The sequence below is a fragment of the Thioalbus denitrificans genome (assembly GCF_003337735.1).
Classification (GTDB): Bacteria; Pseudomonadota; Gammaproteobacteria; order DSM-26407; family DSM-26407; genus Thioalbus; species Thioalbus denitrificans.
In genome coordinates this window covers 113,886-129,717 of record NZ_QPJY01000001.1, presented here as the reverse complement: position 1 = coordinate 129,717, position 15,832 = coordinate 113,886, and the positions used below count along the sequence as shown (strand labels likewise).

The following is a 15,832-nucleotide window of genomic DNA, read 5'->3' as shown; positions in this document are numbered from 1 at the left end:
CAGGCGGCTGATTGTTCACAGTCTTGCGGGTCGCCCCGGGACCCCATCCTGTTCCGGGCTCAAAACTAAATCCTGTGAATCCTGTAAATCCTGTCTATTAATATTCTTTCCAGGCGTAACCGGGACCAGGCGAAGAGGAAGCGATCATGTGTGGAATCGTGGGTGCGGTGGCGCAGCGGGACGTGGCGCCGATCCTGCTCGAGGGGCTGCGGCGGCTGGAGTACCGCGGCTACGACTCGGCGGGAATGGCTGTGCTGGGCCCCGACGGCGCGCTGCAGCGCCTGCGCGCGGTGGGCAAGGTGCGGAGCCTGGCCGACCGGCTCGCCCGGGAGCCCATCGCCGGCACCACCGGCGTGGCCCACACCCGCTGGGCCACCCACGGCGCGCCCACGGAGAACAACGCCCACCCCCATGTCTCCGGCGAGCGGGTGGTGGTGGTCCACAACGGCATCATCGAGAACCACGCCGAGCTGCGCGCCGAGCTGGAGGCGGCGGGCTACGCCTTCACCTCCGACACCGACACCGAGGTGATCGCCCACCTCGTCCACCGCGAGCTCTCCGGCGGCAGCGGCCTGCTGGCCGCCGTGACCGCCGCGGTGGCGGTGCTGCGCGGCGCCTACGCCCTGGGCGTGGTGAGCGTGGACGAGCCGGGCCGGCTGGTGGCCGCCCGCAGCGGCAGCCCGCTGGTGGTGGGCGCGGGCATCGGCGAGCACTTCATCGCCTCCGACGTGGGGGCGCTGCTGCCGGTGACCCAGCGCTTCGCCTTCCTGGAGGAGGGCGACGTGGTGGATCTGGGCCGCGACGGCTTCCGGGTCTACAACGACGGTGCGGCGGTGGAGCGGCCCGTGCGCACCACCGAGCTCACCGCCGACGCGGTGGAGCGGGGCGAGTACCGCCACTACATGCTCAAGGAGATCTTCGAGCAGCCCGCCGCCGTGGCCGAGACCCTGGAGGGGCGGCTGGTGGACGACCGGCTGCTGGAGGAGAGCTTCGGCACCACAGCCCCGGATATCTTCGACGGCGTGCGCTCGGTGCACATCATCGCCTGCGGCACCAGCTTCCACGCCGGCCAGGTGGCCCGCTACTGGCTGGAGGGGCTGGCCGGCGTCCCCTGCCACGTGGAGGTGGCGAGCGAGTTCCGCTACCGCCGCCCGGTGGTGCCCGCCGACGCCCTGTTCGTGGCCATCTCCCAGTCCGGCGAGACCGCCGACACCCTGGCCGCCCTGCGCGAGGCGCGCACGCTGGGCTACCGCGCCACCCTCGCCATCTGCAACGTCCCCGAGAGCTCGCTCGTGCGGGAGGCCGACCTGGTGCTGATGACCCGCGCCGGCCCCGAGATCGGGGTGGCCTCCACCAAGGCCTTCACCACCCAGCTGGTGGCGCTGATGCTGCTCACCCTGGCGCTGGGCCGCCGCCACGCCCTGGACGCCACCAGCGCCGCCCACCTGGTGCGGGAGCTCCGGGAGCTGCCCGGGCGCATCGAGGAGGTGTTGGGCCTCAACGACGAGATCCGCGCCATCGCCGAGCGCTTCACCGACAAGCACCACGCGCTGTTCCTCGGCCGCGGCGCCCACTACCCGGTGGCCATGGAAGGCGCGCTCAAGCTCAAGGAGATCTCCTACATCCACGCCGAGGCCTACCCCGCCGGCGAGCTCAAGCACGGCCCCCTGGCCCTGGTGGACGCCGACATGCCCGTGGTGGCCGTGGCCCCCAACAACGAGCTGCTGGAGAAACTGCGCTCCAACCTCCAGGAAGTCCGCGCCCGCGGCGGCGAGCTCATCGTCTTCGCCGACGAGCACACCGGCATCCAGTCCGGCCCCGGCGTCGAAGTCCTCCCCGTCGCCCCCGTCCACGACGCCATCTCCCCCATCGTCTTCACCGTCCCCCTCCAGCTCCTGGCCTACCACGCCGCCGTGTTCAAGGGCACCGACGTGGACCAGCCGCGGAACCTGGCGAAGGCGGTGACGGTGGAGTAGGGCAGGCGAACCGGATAGCCCGGATCTCTCACCGTGGAGTGAAGCGCGGGCGCCGAGGTGCCCGCGTGACCGTGGCACGGACCGAATCCCGCGCCGGCGTAGCCGACACGACGTAGGGCCAGATTTATCTGGCCGGGGTATGGCGCCCCTTCACGGCGAGAAAGGGGCCGCCGCCGCAGTGGAATGGAGAGAAATACGGGTTAAGGTCTCTTCATCCGTCATCGCCCCCTACCCGAGTGTGAAATATCCCACACGATTCAGGGAGATCGGCGATATTCACCCCGCATCTCTGCTAAAGTCCTGTGGGAAAAAGTCCCACACCAGGGAGGGCAGCCCACCAATGGCTGAGCTGGAGCGCAGCGCCAGGGAGACCATCGACAAGCTTCTGCAGGCGGCCGGTTGGCAGGTGCAGGATGCCGGTGCGGCCAACATCCAGGCTGCCCGGGGTGTCGCTATCCGGGAGTTTTCCCTGAAGAGCGGCTACGGCTTCGCCGACTACCTGCTCTACTTGGACGGTCAGGCGGCCGGTGTCATCGAGGCCAAGAAGGCGGGTGTCACCCTCACCGGCGTCGAGACCCAGTCGGACAAGTACACTCATGGCCTGCCCGACGGCCTGCCGCGCTGGGGCAATCCCCTGCCCTTCGCCTACCAGTCCACTGGCGTGGAGACGCGCTTCACCAACGGCCTCGACCCCCAGCCCCGCTCCCGCCCGGTCTTCGCCTTCCACCGACCCGAGATGCTGGCAACCTGGCTTGCCGACGCCTTCGTAGTCACCTCTTCCCCCTCCCAAGGGGAAGGCCCGGATGGGGGTGAGGTGCCCAAGGCGGCAGAGGATCATCCGGTCTACAGCGCCCAGACCCTCCTTGCCCGCATTGCCCATCTGCCGCCGCTCGTCACAGAAGGGCTCTGGCCGGCGCAGGTGACGGCCATCGAGAACCTGGAAAAGTCGTTGCGGGAAAACCGCCCCCGCGCCCTCATTCAGATGGCCACCGGCTCGGGCAAAACCTTCACCGCCATCTCCTTCATCTACCGGCTCATCAAGTTTACCGGCGCCCGGCGCGTGCTGTTCCTGGTGGACCGCGGCAACCTCGGCGACCAGACGCTGAAGGAGTTCCAGCAGTACGCCTCGCCCTACAACAACTTCAAGTTCACCGAGGAGTACATCGTCCAGCGCCTAACGAGCAACACCCTCGATACCACCGCACGGGTCTGCATCAGCACCATCCAGCGCATGTACTCCATGCTCAAAGGCAAGGAGCTGCCGGATGAGCTGGAAGAAGAATCGGTGGACCAGCTCGGCGGCCTGTTCAAACAGCCCGAGCCCATCGAGTACAACCCGGCCATCCCCATCGAGAGCTTCGATGTCATCGTCACCGACGAGTGCCACCGCTCCATCTACAACCTCTGGGCGCAGGTGCTGGAATACTTCGACGCCTACCTCATCGGCCTCACTGCCACGCCCAGCAAGCAGACGTTCGGTTTCTTCCACCAGAACCTGGTGATGGAATACAACCACGAGATGGCCGTGGCCGACGGGGTCAACGTCAACTACGACGTCTACCGCATCCGCACCGCCATCACCGAACAGGGCTCCGAGGTTGAGGCGGGCTACTCGGTGCAGATTCAGGAGCGCGACACCCGCAGGAAGCGCTGGGAACAGCTCGACGACGATTTCAGCTACGATCCCAACCAGCTCGACCGCGACGTGGTCGCTCCGGACCAGATCCGCAAGATCATCCAGACCTACCGCGACAAGCTCTTCACTGAAATCTTCCCCGGCCGCGAGTGGGTGCCCAAGACCCTCATCTTCGCCAAGGACGACGCCCACGCCGAGAACATCGTCGAGATCGTGCGCGAGGAGTTCGGCAAGGGGAACGACTTCGCCCAGAAGATCACCTACCGCACCACCGGCGCGAAGCCGAAGGACCTCATCAACGAGTTCCGCACCAGTCCCATGCCGCGCATCGCGGTGACCGTGGACATGATTGCCACCGGCACTGACATCAAGGCGGTGGAAGTGGTCCTGTTCATGCGCGCGGTCAAATCCCGCGCCTTCTTCGAGCAGATGAAGGGCCGCGGCGTGCGCGTGATCAAGCCCGATGATCTGCAGAGCGTCACTCCCGACGCCAAGGTCAAGGACCACTTCGTCATCGTCGACGCCGTCGGTGTCTGCGAGCGCGACAAAACCGACTCGCGCCCCATGGAGCAGAAGCCCACCGTCAGCTTCGAAAAACTGATGCAGGCGGTCGCCTTCGGCAACACCGAGGACGATGTGCTCACCTCGCTCGCCGGCCGCCTCGCCCGCATGGAGCACCGCATGAGTGCGGAGGACGACGATCGAATCCGCGCGCTTTCCGGCGGCCTGAGTGTAAAGGAACTCAGCCACCGCATCGTCGCCGCCCTGAACCCGGACCGCCACCTCGAACAAGCCAGGGCGGATCTGGGCATCGCTCCCGACGACGACAAGCCGATTACCGACCAGGCTATCAACACCGCGCGCCGGGAGATCATCCTCGACGCCATCAAACCGTTGAACGATCCTGAGTTGCGAGAGCTCATCATTGCGACCAAGAAGAAAAACGAAGTCGTCATCGATATCGTCAGTGCCGATGAAGTGCTCGAAGCCACCTTCTCCCCCGAAGCCCTCGACCGCGCCAAAGGCATGGTCCAGTCCTTCGAGCAGTTCATCCAGGAGCACAAGGATGAAATCACCGCCCTGCAAGTGCTCTACAGCAAACCCTACAAGCACCGCCTCACCCTGGAGGCCGTCCAGGAACTGGCCGACGCCATCCAGAAGCCGCCACACCTCTGGGACAAGTCGCAGCTCTGGGGTGCCTATGCTGCACTGGAAAGATCGAAGGTGCGCGGAGTAGGCGGCAATCGCATCCTCACCGACCTCGTCTCGTTGGTGAGATTTGCCATCCACCAGGACAACGAACTCATCCCGTTCCCCGAACGCGTCAACGCCAACTTCAGGGCATGGCTGGCTTCCCAACCCCCTCTCCCTCAGGGAGAGGGCAGGGGAGAGGGCAAGGGTGAGGGTGGGGTTGCAGCAACTCGCTTCTCCCCAGAGCAAATCAGATGGCTCGAAATGATCCGCGACCACATCGCTGCCAATCTTGGCATCGAACCGGAGGATTTCGAGTACGCTCCGTTCGCTCAGGAGGGCGGATTGGGCAAGGTCTATCAACTGTTCGGCGACAAGCTGAACGCGATCATTGAAGAGCTGAATGAGATGTTAGCAGCATGAGTTGCAACGATAGCGCAGTCCCACTAGCAAATGGCCTCCCCGCTGGGTGGGAGTGGTCAACGCTTGGTGCTGTTTCAGAAAAGCCGCAATACGGTTGGACAACAAAGGCTAACCACGAAACTGGTGAGCTGAAGCTCCTCCGAACGACCGATATAACTTCAGGCTCTGTTGATTGGTCGTCAGTGCCTTATTGCACAGAGGTACCTGAAGATGTTGAGAAGTATCTGGTTGAGACGGACGATATTCTGATTTCCCGTGCCGGTTCGATCGGGGTGAGTTTCCTCATCAACAAACCTGAGCGAGCTGTTTTCGCTTCATACTTGATTCGGTTTCGTCCAAAAACTGGAATCGACATAAAGTATTTTTATTACTATCTCAAGAGTCCATCGTATTGGGAGGCAATCGGAGCGAGCAAAGCAGGAATCGCTGTTCCTAATGTGAACGCTTCAAAGCTTGCTCAGGTGCCGATACCTGTTGCACCCCTCGACCAACAAAGACGCATCGTCGCGGAAATAGAAAAACAGTTCTCCCGCCTCGATGAAGCCGTCGCCAACCTCAAGCGTGTCAAGGCCAATCTCAAGCGCTACAAGGCCGCAGTCCTCAAAGCCGCCGTTGAAGGCCGCCTCGTCGAAACCGAAGCCGAACTCGCCCGCCGCGAAGGCCGCAGCTACGAAAACGGCGCCGAACTCCTGCAACGCATCCTCGAAACCCGCCGCAGCCAGTGGAAAGGGAAGGGCAAATACAAAGAACCCGCCGCGCCCGACACCACCGACCTGCCCGAATTGCCGGAGGGGTGGGTGTGGGCAACAGTGGAACAACTCAATCTAGCTAACCGACCTTGCGCATACGGTGTGTTGCAGCCCGGAGATGACTTGGCAGACGGAATCCCTTTTATTCGCGTTGGTGATATTGATGATGGTCAAGTCGACCTTGATGCACTTAAGAGAATATCGCCAGCGATCGCTGCCAAGTATCCTCGTACAAGACTCGTGGGTGGCGAATTCCTGATCACGCTTGTTGGCGCTATCGGAAGGACAGCATTGGTGCAGGATGCTCTCAAGGGGGCCAACGTTGCGCGTGCGGTGGGTGTTGTCCCGCTTGCAGTGGAAGTTGATGCTAACTGGTTTGAAATATGGTTTCGGAATCCGGCCAAGGTCGTTGAGATGACTTCAAAGTCCCATGAAGTGGCGCGCAAGACCTTGAATCTGGAAGACGTGCGTGCTGCCTCTGTAGCCGTTCCTCCCATCGCCGAACAACAGCGCATCGTCGCCGAAGTCGACCGTCGCCTATCCCTCCTGCGCGTGACCGAGGCCCAAGTGGACGCCAACCTCCAGCGCGCAGAGCGCTTGCGACAAGCAATTCTAAGCCGATCATTTGTGGGTAGAGTCTGCCATGGATGAAGTACAGCTTAACGGGCAGCCCTTCTCGATCTTGACACTTGATGGAGGTGGCTCGCGAGGGGCATTTACTCTTGGTGCCCTCGCGGAGATTGAAGCGCAATTGGGGAAAAAGCTCTCCGTGCATTTTGAATTGATGTACGGAACAAGTACGGGGGCAATTATCGCCACTTATCTTGCGACAGGTTACACAGCCAAGCAAACCTTTGAGAGGTACATGGAGTTCATTCCACGTGTCATGTCATGCCGTACTACGAATGGGCGGACAGCTGCGTTAGAAGATGTCGCCAAAGAGGAATTCGGAGAATGTGAATTCTCTGACGCGCGCTGCATGCTGGCGATAGTGGCAACCCGCACTGATCATAGACGGCCTCTAATTTTTAAGAGTAATGCCGAACTGGCTCAGGGGCGTAAAGCAACATTTGTCCCCGGCTTTGGGGTTCCACTCCATGAGTGTCTGCTGGCTTCCTCAGCAGCTGCGCCGTTTTTCGAAAAACGAAAACTGACAATCGATGACGTCGAAGTGGAAGTAATAGACGGTGGTTTTGTCGCAAACAACCCTAGCATGTTTGCCCTGATTGATGCGGAACGAGCACTGTCAATTAAACGCCAAGACATACGGCTTTGTGCAATAGGTACAGGGGACTTCCCCGTGAAAAAGCATTGGTGGGACTTTGCGAAGTCTGTGTGGCCAATACAACTTCTTGAAGCGACGCTAGAGAGTAATTCGAACACAGTTGAGATACTGAGGAAGTTAACTTTCGAGGACGTTTCCACTGTGAGGGTGAATGGGGTCTATAGGGATACATCACTGGCTACCGACCTCTTGGAATCTGATCCGAAGATGCTTAGAAAGTTGTTCGAACTTGGGCGGGAGGCGTTCGGAACTCAAGAGCAGGCGCTCGCTAAATTATTTGGAGTTAATCATGGCTAGAGTAGACAAATTACGAGCGAGGCGTATCGATCCCCAGATGCATTTGGCGAAAGCGGTCAATGAGGTATATGAGCGCTTGGATGAAGATGATGCGGTGCGGTACGCAGTTGGTGCGATGCTGCCTATTGACCCCGAGTACACGAACAACACCTTTGCAGAAAGTGATCGTATTCAAGGCCAACTTGTAACAGGATATGACGCCGTCAGCCGGAAGGTGGAGTTCGAACATCAGGGGTCAGTGACCTCTGACACGCACATCAAAGCACACAGTGATATTGATCTTCTTGTAATCGAGACTCGATTCGTATCGCTTGAGCATCCGCTTCAACCATCTAGCCCATATAAGGGCGATCCGCTTCAGGATCTATTAGATCTAAGGGGATTTGCTGAAGATGCCCTCATCAGGGCGTATCCGAAGGCCACTGTGGACTGTAGCGGTTCAAAGGCCGTGGCCATCTCCGGCGGCTCCTTACGTCGAAAAATAGATGTGGTTTTTTCGAGTTGGCTGGAAACCCCGGAGTACAAGGCAGGCCACGGCGCGCATTATCGCGGCGTCTCGGTGCTTGATAAAGACGCAAGAAAGAGAATTAGTAATAAACCTTTTTTGCACAATGCTCGCATACATGAGCGTGATCAGGAAGAGATAGGAAATCTGCGCAAGGTAATACGTCTACTCAAGTCCTTAAAATACGATGCCGATGAACCGGTTAGATTTTCTAGCTATGACATAGCATCCGTTGCCTGGGCAGCCCCGCAGTACCATTGGATGGTTCCATCGGGTCAAGAGCTTTTGCTCGTGGAAAAAGCTGCGAATTGGCTTGATTACCTTTCGCAGGATCAAGCTTATGCGATGTCCTTATCCGTCCCAAACGGAACTAGAAAGATATTTTGTGAAGACGGGGCATCGTTTAGAGGTCTCGATGAGCTTCGGCGGGAAGTACATGGGCTCTTGCGAGACATCAGACAGGGGTTGGCGCGCAGCTTCCGCAAACTCGAAGAAGCACGAATTTTGTACTAGACAGTAACGTCTGATGAATACTTCAAACATCGTCCAAAAACTCTGGAACTACTGCAATGTCCTGCGCGACGACGGCATGTCCTACGGCGACTACGTCGAACAGCTCACCTATCTGCTGTTCCTCAAGATGGCCGACGAGCGCACCAGGGCACCGTACAACCAGAAGAGCCCGGTGCCGGAGCAGTACGGTTGGCCAAGCCTCATCAAGAAAGACGGCGACGAGCTGTTCGATCACTATCGCCACACCCTAGAGGCGCTGGGTAACAAGAAGGGCCTGCTCGGGCTGATCTTCAACAAGTCGCAGAACAAATTCCAGGACCCGGCCAAGCTGCGGCGGCTGGTGGTCGATCTCATCGACAAGGAACAGTGGGTGTCGATGAGCGCCGATGTGAAGGGCGACGCCTATGAAGGGCTGCTGGAGAAGAACGCCCAGGACACCAAGTCCGGCGCCGGCCAGTACTTCACCCCGCGCCCGCTGATCCAGGCGATTGTGGATGTCATGGCCCCGAAACCCGGGGAGACCGTTAGCGACCCGGCCTGCGGCACTGGTGGCTTTCTTCTCGCGGCCCACGACTATGTGGTGAAGCACAACCTCAACCTGACCAAGCCACAGAAGACCAAGCTCAAAGAGGAAACTTTCAAGGGCTGGGAACTGGTGCAGGCCACTGCGCGGCTGTGCGCCATGAACATGCTGCTGCACGGCATCGGTAGCCAGGACTTCGAGCCCATCGTGGTGGGCGACTCGCTAGCTGCCGACCCCGGCGATCGCTTTGACTTGGTGCTCACCAATCCGCCCTTCGGCAAGAAGAGCAGCACTACCATCGTGGGTGAGGAGGGTAAGGTCACCAGGGAGCGCGACACCATCGAGCGCGATGACTTCTGGACCACCACCTCCAACAAGCAGCTCAACTTCGTCCAACATGTGAAGACGCTGCTCAAGCAGAACGGCCGCGCCGCCGTGGTGGTGCCCGACAATGTGCTGTTCGAGGGCGGCGCCGGCGAAACCATCCGCCGCAAGCTGCTCCACGAGTGCGATGTCCATACCCTGCTGCGCCTGCCCACCGGCCTGTTCTACGCCCAGGGTGTGAAGGCGAACGTGCTCTTCTTCGACAAGAAGCCCGCCTCGGAGAAGCCGTGGACGCGGAAACTCTGGATCTACGACCTGCGCACCAATATCCACTTCACCCTGAAGACTAATCCCCTCAGGCGTGAGGATCTGGAGGAGTTCGTCCGCTGCTTCAACCCGGACAACCGCCACGACCGCAAGGCCACCTGGAGCGAGAAGCGGAAACCGGACGGTCGCTGGCGCGCCTATGACTACAAGGAGCTTGTCGCCCGCGACAAGGCGAGCCTGGATATCTTCTGGCTCCGGGACGAATCCCTCTCCGATACCGAGAATCTGCCGGCCCCCGAGGTCATTGCACAGGAGATCGTCGAGGATCTGGAGGCGGCCCTGGCGCAGTTCCGGGAGATTGCCAACGATCTGGGCAATGGCGTGGCGGAGGAAGTTGCGTGATAGGCGCCGGCCGGCACGATGCGCTGGTCCGCCGGGAGGCCTTCAGCTGGTTGGAGAGGCAGGTGGATAGGCACGGAGATGTTCTGCCACGAACCCTCCTTGCGCAGGGTTTTGAATTCGAAGGACACCGCGTCCCGCTCCTCGGACCCCAGGGCATCTTCAAACCGGCGGTTCTCGATATCCCCATCTCCATAACCACGATTCCCAATGGTCCCTATGACGACGGCTATCTCACGGAATCACTCATTCAATACCGCTACCGGGGGACCGATCCCGGGCATCGGGATAACCGTGGCCTCCGGGAGGCAATGCGCCTGCGCATGCCGCTGGTCTACTTCTACCAGGTGGTGAAGGGGAAGTACCTGGCGCTCTGGCCCGTCTTTATCGTCGGTGATAATCCCGAACGCCTGACCTTCACCGTGCAGGCGGACGATGCGAACACCTCGCTCTACTCGCCAGGTGAAGCGTTTATTCCTGATGGGGTGAGAGAGGATTCGGGCGAACTGCGCAGGGCCTACATCACGGCAACCGTCCGCCAGCGGGTGCACCAGCGCGCCTTCCGGGAGCGGGTGTTGGAGGCCTACCATGAGCAGTGTGCCATGTGCCGGCTGAAGCACGCCGAACTGCTTGATGCGGCGCACATTATTCCCGATGGAGAGCCGGGGGGCGATCCCATCGTCACCAACGGCCTGTCCTTGTGCAAGCTGCACCACGCGGCCTTTGACCGGAGTTTCGTCGGGGTGAGGCCGGATTATGTGGTGGAAGTCCGACGAGACATCCTGGAAGAGAGCGACGGACCCATGCTGTTGCACGGTCTGAAGGAAATGCATGGCAGGCAACTGATCGTGCCGAGAAATGCCGCCAAGCGACCCAGCCCGGTGCTGCTTGAGCGGCGCTATGAGCGGTTCATGGCCCAATAATAGGTTGGCCATTGGCCGGTCATCTTGGCCGTGATTGCAGCGGCGGAACCAGTTCTTCATGACCAGCAGTCGCGGTGTTGATCTCTGATGGGTGTCGGGAGGGAATCGTGGAAAACAAGGAAACGACGATCTGGGGAATACACGCGGGCAAGACCGGTGATGCCGACACGCTCTTTCTGAAGAAGAATCGGATAGCCATCGGCTGGAGCAAACTGGGCGACTTGTCCGGGATTGCCCCTGATCGGGAGGCATTCAAGGCGCGTGTTGCGGAAGTGTTCCCAGACAAGAAGCCTGGCGCCATTCCGAGCATCGCTGGCCAGACATTTCGCTTTGCCCACGAGATGAAGCCGGGTGATCTGGTGGTTTACCCATCGAAGCAGGATCGAAAGGTACATATCGGTCGTATCGAAGGTGGATACCATTTCGACTCCAAGCTGGAGCCAAGCTATCCCCATATGCGGCCGGCCAAGTGGCTGCGTGCCGTGCCACGCTCCAAGTTCACCCAGGGGGCACTTTACGAAATTGGTTCGGCCATGAGTCTTTTCCTGGTAAAGAATTACGCGGACGAATTTCGGTTGGCGCTCGAAGGACGGCTTGATGCACCTCAAGTCAGCAAGGACGAGTCCGTCGCCGCGGTCGCCAAGGATATCGAGGAGACAACCAGGGACTTCGTACTCAAACGCCTTGCGCAGGAGGTAAAGGGCCATCCGTTTGCGGACTTTGTCGCGCAGCTCCTCAACACCATGGGCTACCGGACCCGCATTTCTTCCGCAGGTCCGGATGGCGGAATCGACATCGTTGCCCACAAGGACGAGCTTGGGTTCGAACCACCCATTGTGAAAGTGCAGGTGAAGAGCTCCGAGGGAAGCATCGGCGATCCGGTTGTCTCCGCTCTCTATGGCAAGGTGGGCGAGAAGGAGTTCGGATTGCTCGTAACGCTCGGAACATTTACCGCACAGGCCCGGAACTTTGCCAAGTCGAAAAGCAATCTGCGGTTGATTGATGGAGAGGAGCTGGTGTCACTCATCTTCCAGCACTATGAGCAGTTCGACTCACCCTACAAGGGGCTCTTGCCGCTCCGTCGCGTCTATGTGCCGGAGGTTCTGGACGAAGGGGAAGAGTGATTATGTTGTTCTCAAACGGGCTACTTTTGTTGCCCGGTTGAGAACAGCAGTCAGGGTCTGTAAGGCCTCTCGTAACGTGTGAGTACCGCCAAGCGGCACATGGCTCAATACATCCCCAACAACCCAACAACAGGCCCAATCCGCCCGTTCCGCGCCAACACGATCTCCGCGCAGGTGGCGTAGCCGCACTCTGCGCACACCTCCGGGTTGCCGATGGCGCGGCAGCAGGGGTACTCGCCGGTGGTGTCGATGACCTTCCACAGGTTGGTGGGGTGGAAGTAGTTGCCGCTCGCCAGGGCCCGGAGGCCGGCTTTCGAGTTCATCACCGGCAGGCCCGCGCGCTTGTGGGCGATGAGGGTCTCGATGGTTTCGCGCCGCTGCGCCCGGGAGAGGAGCAGCTCGTCCTTCCCGTAGTAGGGGGTGTGGAGGTAGAACATCACCCGCCGGCCCGGGAATTCCCGCTGCATGAATTCGAGGAACTCGCCCGTGTGTCCCCGGTTGAGGGTGTTGACGGTGTAGACGATGCCGCCGCGGCCTTTGAAACGGCGCAGGTGGTCGAGCACGTGGTCCACGGGGATGCCGCGGATGGTCCGGAAGGTCTCGCCGAGGCCGTCGATGCTGACCCAGGTGAAGTCGGGGCTCTCGTCGAGCGGCACGGTGCCGTTGGTGTAGACGTGGACGCGGTAGTAGCCGATTCGCCGGGCGAGGCGGACGATGTCGGGCAGGCGGCGGTCGCCGTCCCGCCACAGGTAGGGCTCGCCGCCCTCCAGGTAGAGGTAGCGGACGCCCCGGTCGTACTGCCGCTGCAGGTGCCCGCGCACCTCCTCTAAGGTCATCGAGGCGTTGTGGACGTTCGCCACCCGGCAGTGGCGGCAGGCGAGGTTGCAGATGTCCGTGATCACCAGCCCCAGGATGAAGGGCCGGTTGCGCCGGGCGACGAGGAACGCCCAGGCGGTGCTGCTATAGTCGAGGAGGCGGGACAGCTTTCCGTTCCCGGAACCGGCTGCCGGGTTTGCCATGGGCCAATCTCCCGATGCGAGCAGCGGACCTTACCGACAAGTATTCCACAGGGGCGGGAATGTTCAATCCGCCCCTGCCGGCCGCCGCCGCCGGGGCGGTGATGGCCTCCTTCACCAGCCGGCCGGGGCTCTATCTGCACGTCCCCTTCTGCGAGACCCTCTGCCCCTTCTGCCCCTACAACAAGGTGCTCCTCGACCGGGCGCTCGCGGGGCGCTACGTCGAGGCCCTGGGGCGGGAGATCGACGGCTACCTGGCCCACGCGGCGGGGCCCTTCACCTCCCTCTACATCGGCGGCGGGACGCCGACCCTCTGCCTCGCTGAACTGGCCCCCCTCCTGGCGCGGATTCCCGTCGCCGGGGAGCGGGCCATCGAGGTGCTGCCGGGCCACGCCACCCCGGAGAACGTCGCCCGGCTGCGGGCGATGGGCGTCAACTACCTGAGTCTCGGCGTCCAGTCCTTCGACGCCGCGGTGCTGGCGCACCTGAAGCGGCCCAACACGGTGGCGGAGAACTTCCGCGCCCTGGAAGCGACCGCCGGGCAGTTCGACTGCGTGGACGTGGACCTCATCTTCGACGCCGCCTTCGGCGAGGCGTCGGTCTTCCTGCGGGACCTGGAGCACTGCTTCCGGGCGGGGGTGGAGCAGGTTTCCACCTACCCGCTGATGCGCTTCGGCTACACCCCCTTCGGCAAGGTGCGCCACCAGCCCGGCAGGGAGCATCGGGTCCTGCGCCAGGCGGAGGCCCTGGCCCGGCGCCACGGCTACGAGCGGCGCTCGGTGTGGACCTTCAACCGGCGGGACGCCGCCAACTACACCTCCATCACCCGCGAGTTCTACCTTGGCTGCGGGGCCGGTGCGGGCTCCTTCACCGGCGGGCTGTTCTTCCTCAACCACTTCTCGGTCCCCGCCTACATCGAACGGATCGCCGACGGCGAGCTGCCCATCGCCCGCCTGGCGTCCCTGTCGCGGCTGAAGTCGGCCGCCTACTACCTGTTCTGGCAGGCCTACACGGGGCGCGTCGACCCCCGCCGCTTCGGGGTGCTCTACCCCCGCCAGCGGCTGCTGCGGGGGCTGCTGGGGTTGCTGCGCGGGGCCGGCATCCTGCGCCGGGAGGCCGGGGCGCTGGTGCTGACGCCCCGGGGCTACGACCGCTATCACGACCTGGAGCGCTGGATCACCTACCACTTCATCGAGCCGCTGTGGGCCGACATGATGCGCGAGCACGCCCATCTGCGGCTGCCGCCCCGGGGCCTGCGCGAGCGCTTCTGGCTGCACCTGGCCGGGATGGGCGGGGGCGCCCCCGCGCCGGGCCGGAATCCCTGACCTTTCCCTCCGGCCCGGTTACACTGGCCGCCCCACAGCCAACCCGGTTCTCGCCCATGGCCCTCACCGCCACCATCTTCAAGGCCGAGCTGCAGATTGCGGACATGGACCGCAACCACTACGCCGACCACGCCCTGACCCTGGCGCGCCACCCCTCGGAGACCGACGAGCGGATGATGGTGCGGCTGCTGGCCTTCGCGCTCCACGCCGGCGAGGCGCTGCAGTTCACCAAGGGGCTGTGCGCCGACGACGAGCCGGCGCTCTGGGAGCGCAGCCTGGACGAGGAGATCCGGCTCTGGATCGACGTGGGCCTACCCGACGCGCGACGCCTGCGCCGGGCCTGCGGCCGGGCGCGGCAGGTGGTGCTTTACACCTACGGCGGCCGCACCGCCGGGCAGTGGTGGGAGCGCAACGCCCGGGAGCTGGAGCGGCTCGACAACCTGCGGGTGTTCGACCTGCCCCAGGAGGCGACCCGCGCCCTGGCCGGGCTGGTGAGCCGCACGATGCGCCTGCAGTGCACGGTGCAGGAGGGGCAGGTGTGGCTGGGCAACGCCGAGGCGACGGTGCTGATCGAGCCGCGTAGCCTGCTGGGGGAGCGGTAGGGCGGGCCGGCACGTCAATGGACGGGTTGATGGGCACGCTGCGCTTTGCCCATCCTACAATTGTTCCGAGGGATGCCCTATATGGGAGGGGTAAGGGTTTTGATGGATGCCCCTCCTGCAATTGCCACGGGAGACATCCCGTAGGATGGGCAAAGCGCAGCGTGCCCATCAGAAATGCTCACACAGGGAGAACACCGGTAATGGACTACCGACGTCACCGCCAACCGGGCGGCACCTGCTTTTTCACCGTGGTCACCCAGCACCGCCGGCCGCTCCTGGTGGACCACATCGAGGCCCTGCGGGCCGCCTTCCGCCTCGTGCGCAGCCGCTATCCCTTCGTCATCGAGGCCATCGTCGTGCTTCCCGATCATCTCCACACGCTGTGGCGCCTGCCCGACGGCGACAGCGACTACTCGCGGCGCTGGATGGTGCTCAAGCGCGCCTTCTCCAGCGCCCTCCCGGCCGCGCCCGCCTCCCCCTCCCAGGCACGGAAACGGGAGAAGGGAATCTGGCAGCGCCGCTTCTGGGAGCACACCATCCGGGACGAGGCGGATTGGGCGCGGCACATGGATTACATCCATTACAACCCGGTGAAGCACGGTTACGTGGACAGCCCCGCGGGGTGGCCCTACAGTTCGTTCTCGCGCTGGGTCGAGCGCGGGGTTTACGCGCCCGGCTGGGGGGCCGGCGAGCCGCCGGGTTTGCAGGTCGTGGCGGGGGAGTAGGGCGACGCGGGGCGGGCGATTGCGGTCGG

12 protein-coding genes are annotated in these 15,832 nt (G+C 62.4%); 11 read left to right on the top strand and 1 reads right to left on the bottom strand.

The features are described from left to right. The first annotated feature begins 146 nt into the window (after nucleotides 1-146). The 8 genes from glmS (at nucleotide 147) to DFQ59_RS00500 (ending at nucleotide 12,135) form a co-directional block, all read left to right on the top strand. On the top strand, nucleotides 147-1,976 hold the full coding sequence (glmS, locus tag DFQ59_RS00535; RefSeq protein ID WP_114277714.1) for a glutamine--fructose-6-phosphate transaminase (isomerizing): 1,830 nt from the start codon (nucleotides 147-149) through the stop codon (nucleotides 1,974-1,976). Nucleotides 1,977-2,316: 340 nt separating this feature from the next. Next, the gene (locus DFQ59_RS00530) at nucleotides 2,317-5,226 is read left to right on the top strand and encodes a type I restriction endonuclease subunit R (protein ID WP_114277713.1); all 2,910 of its coding nucleotides are present in this window, start codon (nucleotides 2,317-2,319) and stop codon (nucleotides 5,224-5,226) included. After that, a complete protein-coding gene (locus DFQ59_RS00525) occupies nucleotides 5,223-6,626 on the top strand; it encodes a restriction endonuclease subunit S (protein WP_114277712.1) in 1,404 nt (467 codons plus the stop codon). Before DFQ59_RS00530 ends, DFQ59_RS00525 begins: the two co-directional genes overlap by 4 nt. Then, entirely contained in the window at nucleotides 6,619-7,557 is a 939-nt protein-coding gene (locus DFQ59_RS00520) for a patatin-like phospholipase family protein (RefSeq protein WP_114277711.1), read from the top strand. Before DFQ59_RS00525 ends, DFQ59_RS00520 begins: the two co-directional genes overlap by 8 nt. Next, a complete protein-coding gene (locus DFQ59_RS19380; RefSeq protein WP_147275135.1) occupies nucleotides 7,550-8,575 on the top strand; it encodes a nucleotidyltransferase family protein in 1,026 nt (341 codons plus the stop codon). Before DFQ59_RS00520 ends, DFQ59_RS19380 begins: the two co-directional genes overlap by 8 nt. Before the next feature lie 13 nt (nucleotides 8,576-8,588). Next, nucleotides 8,589-10,091 (top strand): type I restriction-modification system subunit M, encoded by a 1,503-nt coding sequence (locus tag DFQ59_RS00510; protein ID WP_114277709.1) that lies wholly within the window; start codon nucleotides 8,589-8,591, stop codon nucleotides 10,089-10,091. Then, nucleotides 10,088-11,011 (top strand): HNH endonuclease, encoded by a 924-nt coding sequence (locus DFQ59_RS00505; protein ID WP_114277708.1) that lies wholly within the window; start codon nucleotides 10,088-10,090, stop codon nucleotides 11,009-11,011. The genes DFQ59_RS00510 and DFQ59_RS00505 overlap by 4 nt, the downstream gene beginning before the upstream one ends. 107 nt (nucleotides 11,012-11,118) lie before the next feature. Next, nucleotides 11,119-12,135 carry a restriction endonuclease gene (locus DFQ59_RS00500; protein WP_211314728.1) on the top strand — a complete coding sequence of 339 codons (1,017 nt, stop codon included), beginning with the start codon at nucleotides 11,119-11,121 and terminating at the stop codon, nucleotides 12,133-12,135. A 104-nt stretch (nucleotides 12,136-12,239) separates the two neighbouring features. Here DFQ59_RS00500 and DFQ59_RS00495 read toward each other — a convergent pair whose 3' ends face one another. Continuing rightward, nucleotides 12,240-13,154 (bottom strand): radical SAM protein, encoded by a 915-nt coding sequence (locus tag DFQ59_RS00495; RefSeq protein WP_114277707.1) that lies wholly within the window; start codon nucleotides 13,152-13,154, stop codon nucleotides 12,240-12,242. Nucleotides 13,155-13,213: 59 nt separating this feature from the next. Here DFQ59_RS00495 and DFQ59_RS00490 point away from each other — a divergent pair, with 59 nt between their 5' ends. The 3 genes from DFQ59_RS00490 to DFQ59_RS00480 all read left to right on the top strand — a co-directional run bounded on the left by DFQ59_RS00490 (nucleotide 13,214) and on the right by DFQ59_RS00480 (nucleotide 15,803). Next, the gene (locus tag DFQ59_RS00490; RefSeq protein ID WP_170141976.1) at nucleotides 13,214-14,476 is read left to right on the top strand and encodes a radical SAM protein; all 1,263 of its coding nucleotides are present in this window, start codon (nucleotides 13,214-13,216) and stop codon (nucleotides 14,474-14,476) included. A gap of 56 nt (nucleotides 14,477-14,532) precedes the next feature. Then, nucleotides 14,533-15,078, top strand: coding sequence for a YaeQ family protein (locus tag DFQ59_RS00485; protein ID WP_114277705.1), 546 nt, complete (start codon nucleotides 14,533-14,535; stop codon nucleotides 15,076-15,078). 200 nt (nucleotides 15,079-15,278) lie between these two features. Further along, entirely contained in the window at nucleotides 15,279-15,803 is a 525-nt protein-coding gene (locus DFQ59_RS00480; RefSeq protein ID WP_114277704.1) for an REP-associated tyrosine transposase, read from the top strand. Nucleotides 15,804-15,832 lie beyond the last annotated feature (29 nt).

Bases quoted from the DNA above. Each gene is read 5' to 3' on its own strand.
- glmS (WP_114277714.1), top strand. From the start codon at position 147: ATGTGTGGAATCGTGGGTGCGGTGGCGCAGCGGGACGTGGCGCCGATC.
- DFQ59_RS00530 (WP_114277713.1), top strand. From the start codon at position 2,317: ATGGCTGAGCTGGAGCGCAGCGCCAGGGAGACCATCGACAAGCTTCTG.
- DFQ59_RS00525 (WP_114277712.1), top strand. From the start codon at position 5,223: ATGAGTTGCAACGATAGCGCAGTCCCACTAGCAAATGGCCTCCCCGCT.
- DFQ59_RS00520 (WP_114277711.1), top strand. From the start codon at position 6,619: ATGGATGAAGTACAGCTTAACGGGCAGCCCTTCTCGATCTTGACACTT.
- DFQ59_RS19380 (WP_147275135.1), top strand. From the start codon at position 7,550: ATGGCTAGAGTAGACAAATTACGAGCGAGGCGTATCGATCCCCAGATG.
- DFQ59_RS00510 (WP_114277709.1), top strand. From the start codon at position 8,589: ATGAATACTTCAAACATCGTCCAAAAACTCTGGAACTACTGCAATGTC.
- DFQ59_RS00495 (WP_114277707.1), bottom strand. From the start codon at position 13,154: ATGGCAAACCCGGCAGCCGGTTCCGGGAACGGAAAGCTGTCCCGCCTC.
- DFQ59_RS00490 (WP_170141976.1), top strand. From the start codon at position 13,214: ATGTTCAATCCGCCCCTGCCGGCCGCCGCCGCCGGGGCGGTGATGGCC.
- DFQ59_RS00485 (WP_114277705.1), top strand. From the start codon at position 14,533: ATGGCCCTCACCGCCACCATCTTCAAGGCCGAGCTGCAGATTGCGGAC.
- DFQ59_RS00480 (WP_114277704.1), top strand. From the start codon at position 15,279: ATGGACTACCGACGTCACCGCCAACCGGGCGGCACCTGCTTTTTCACC.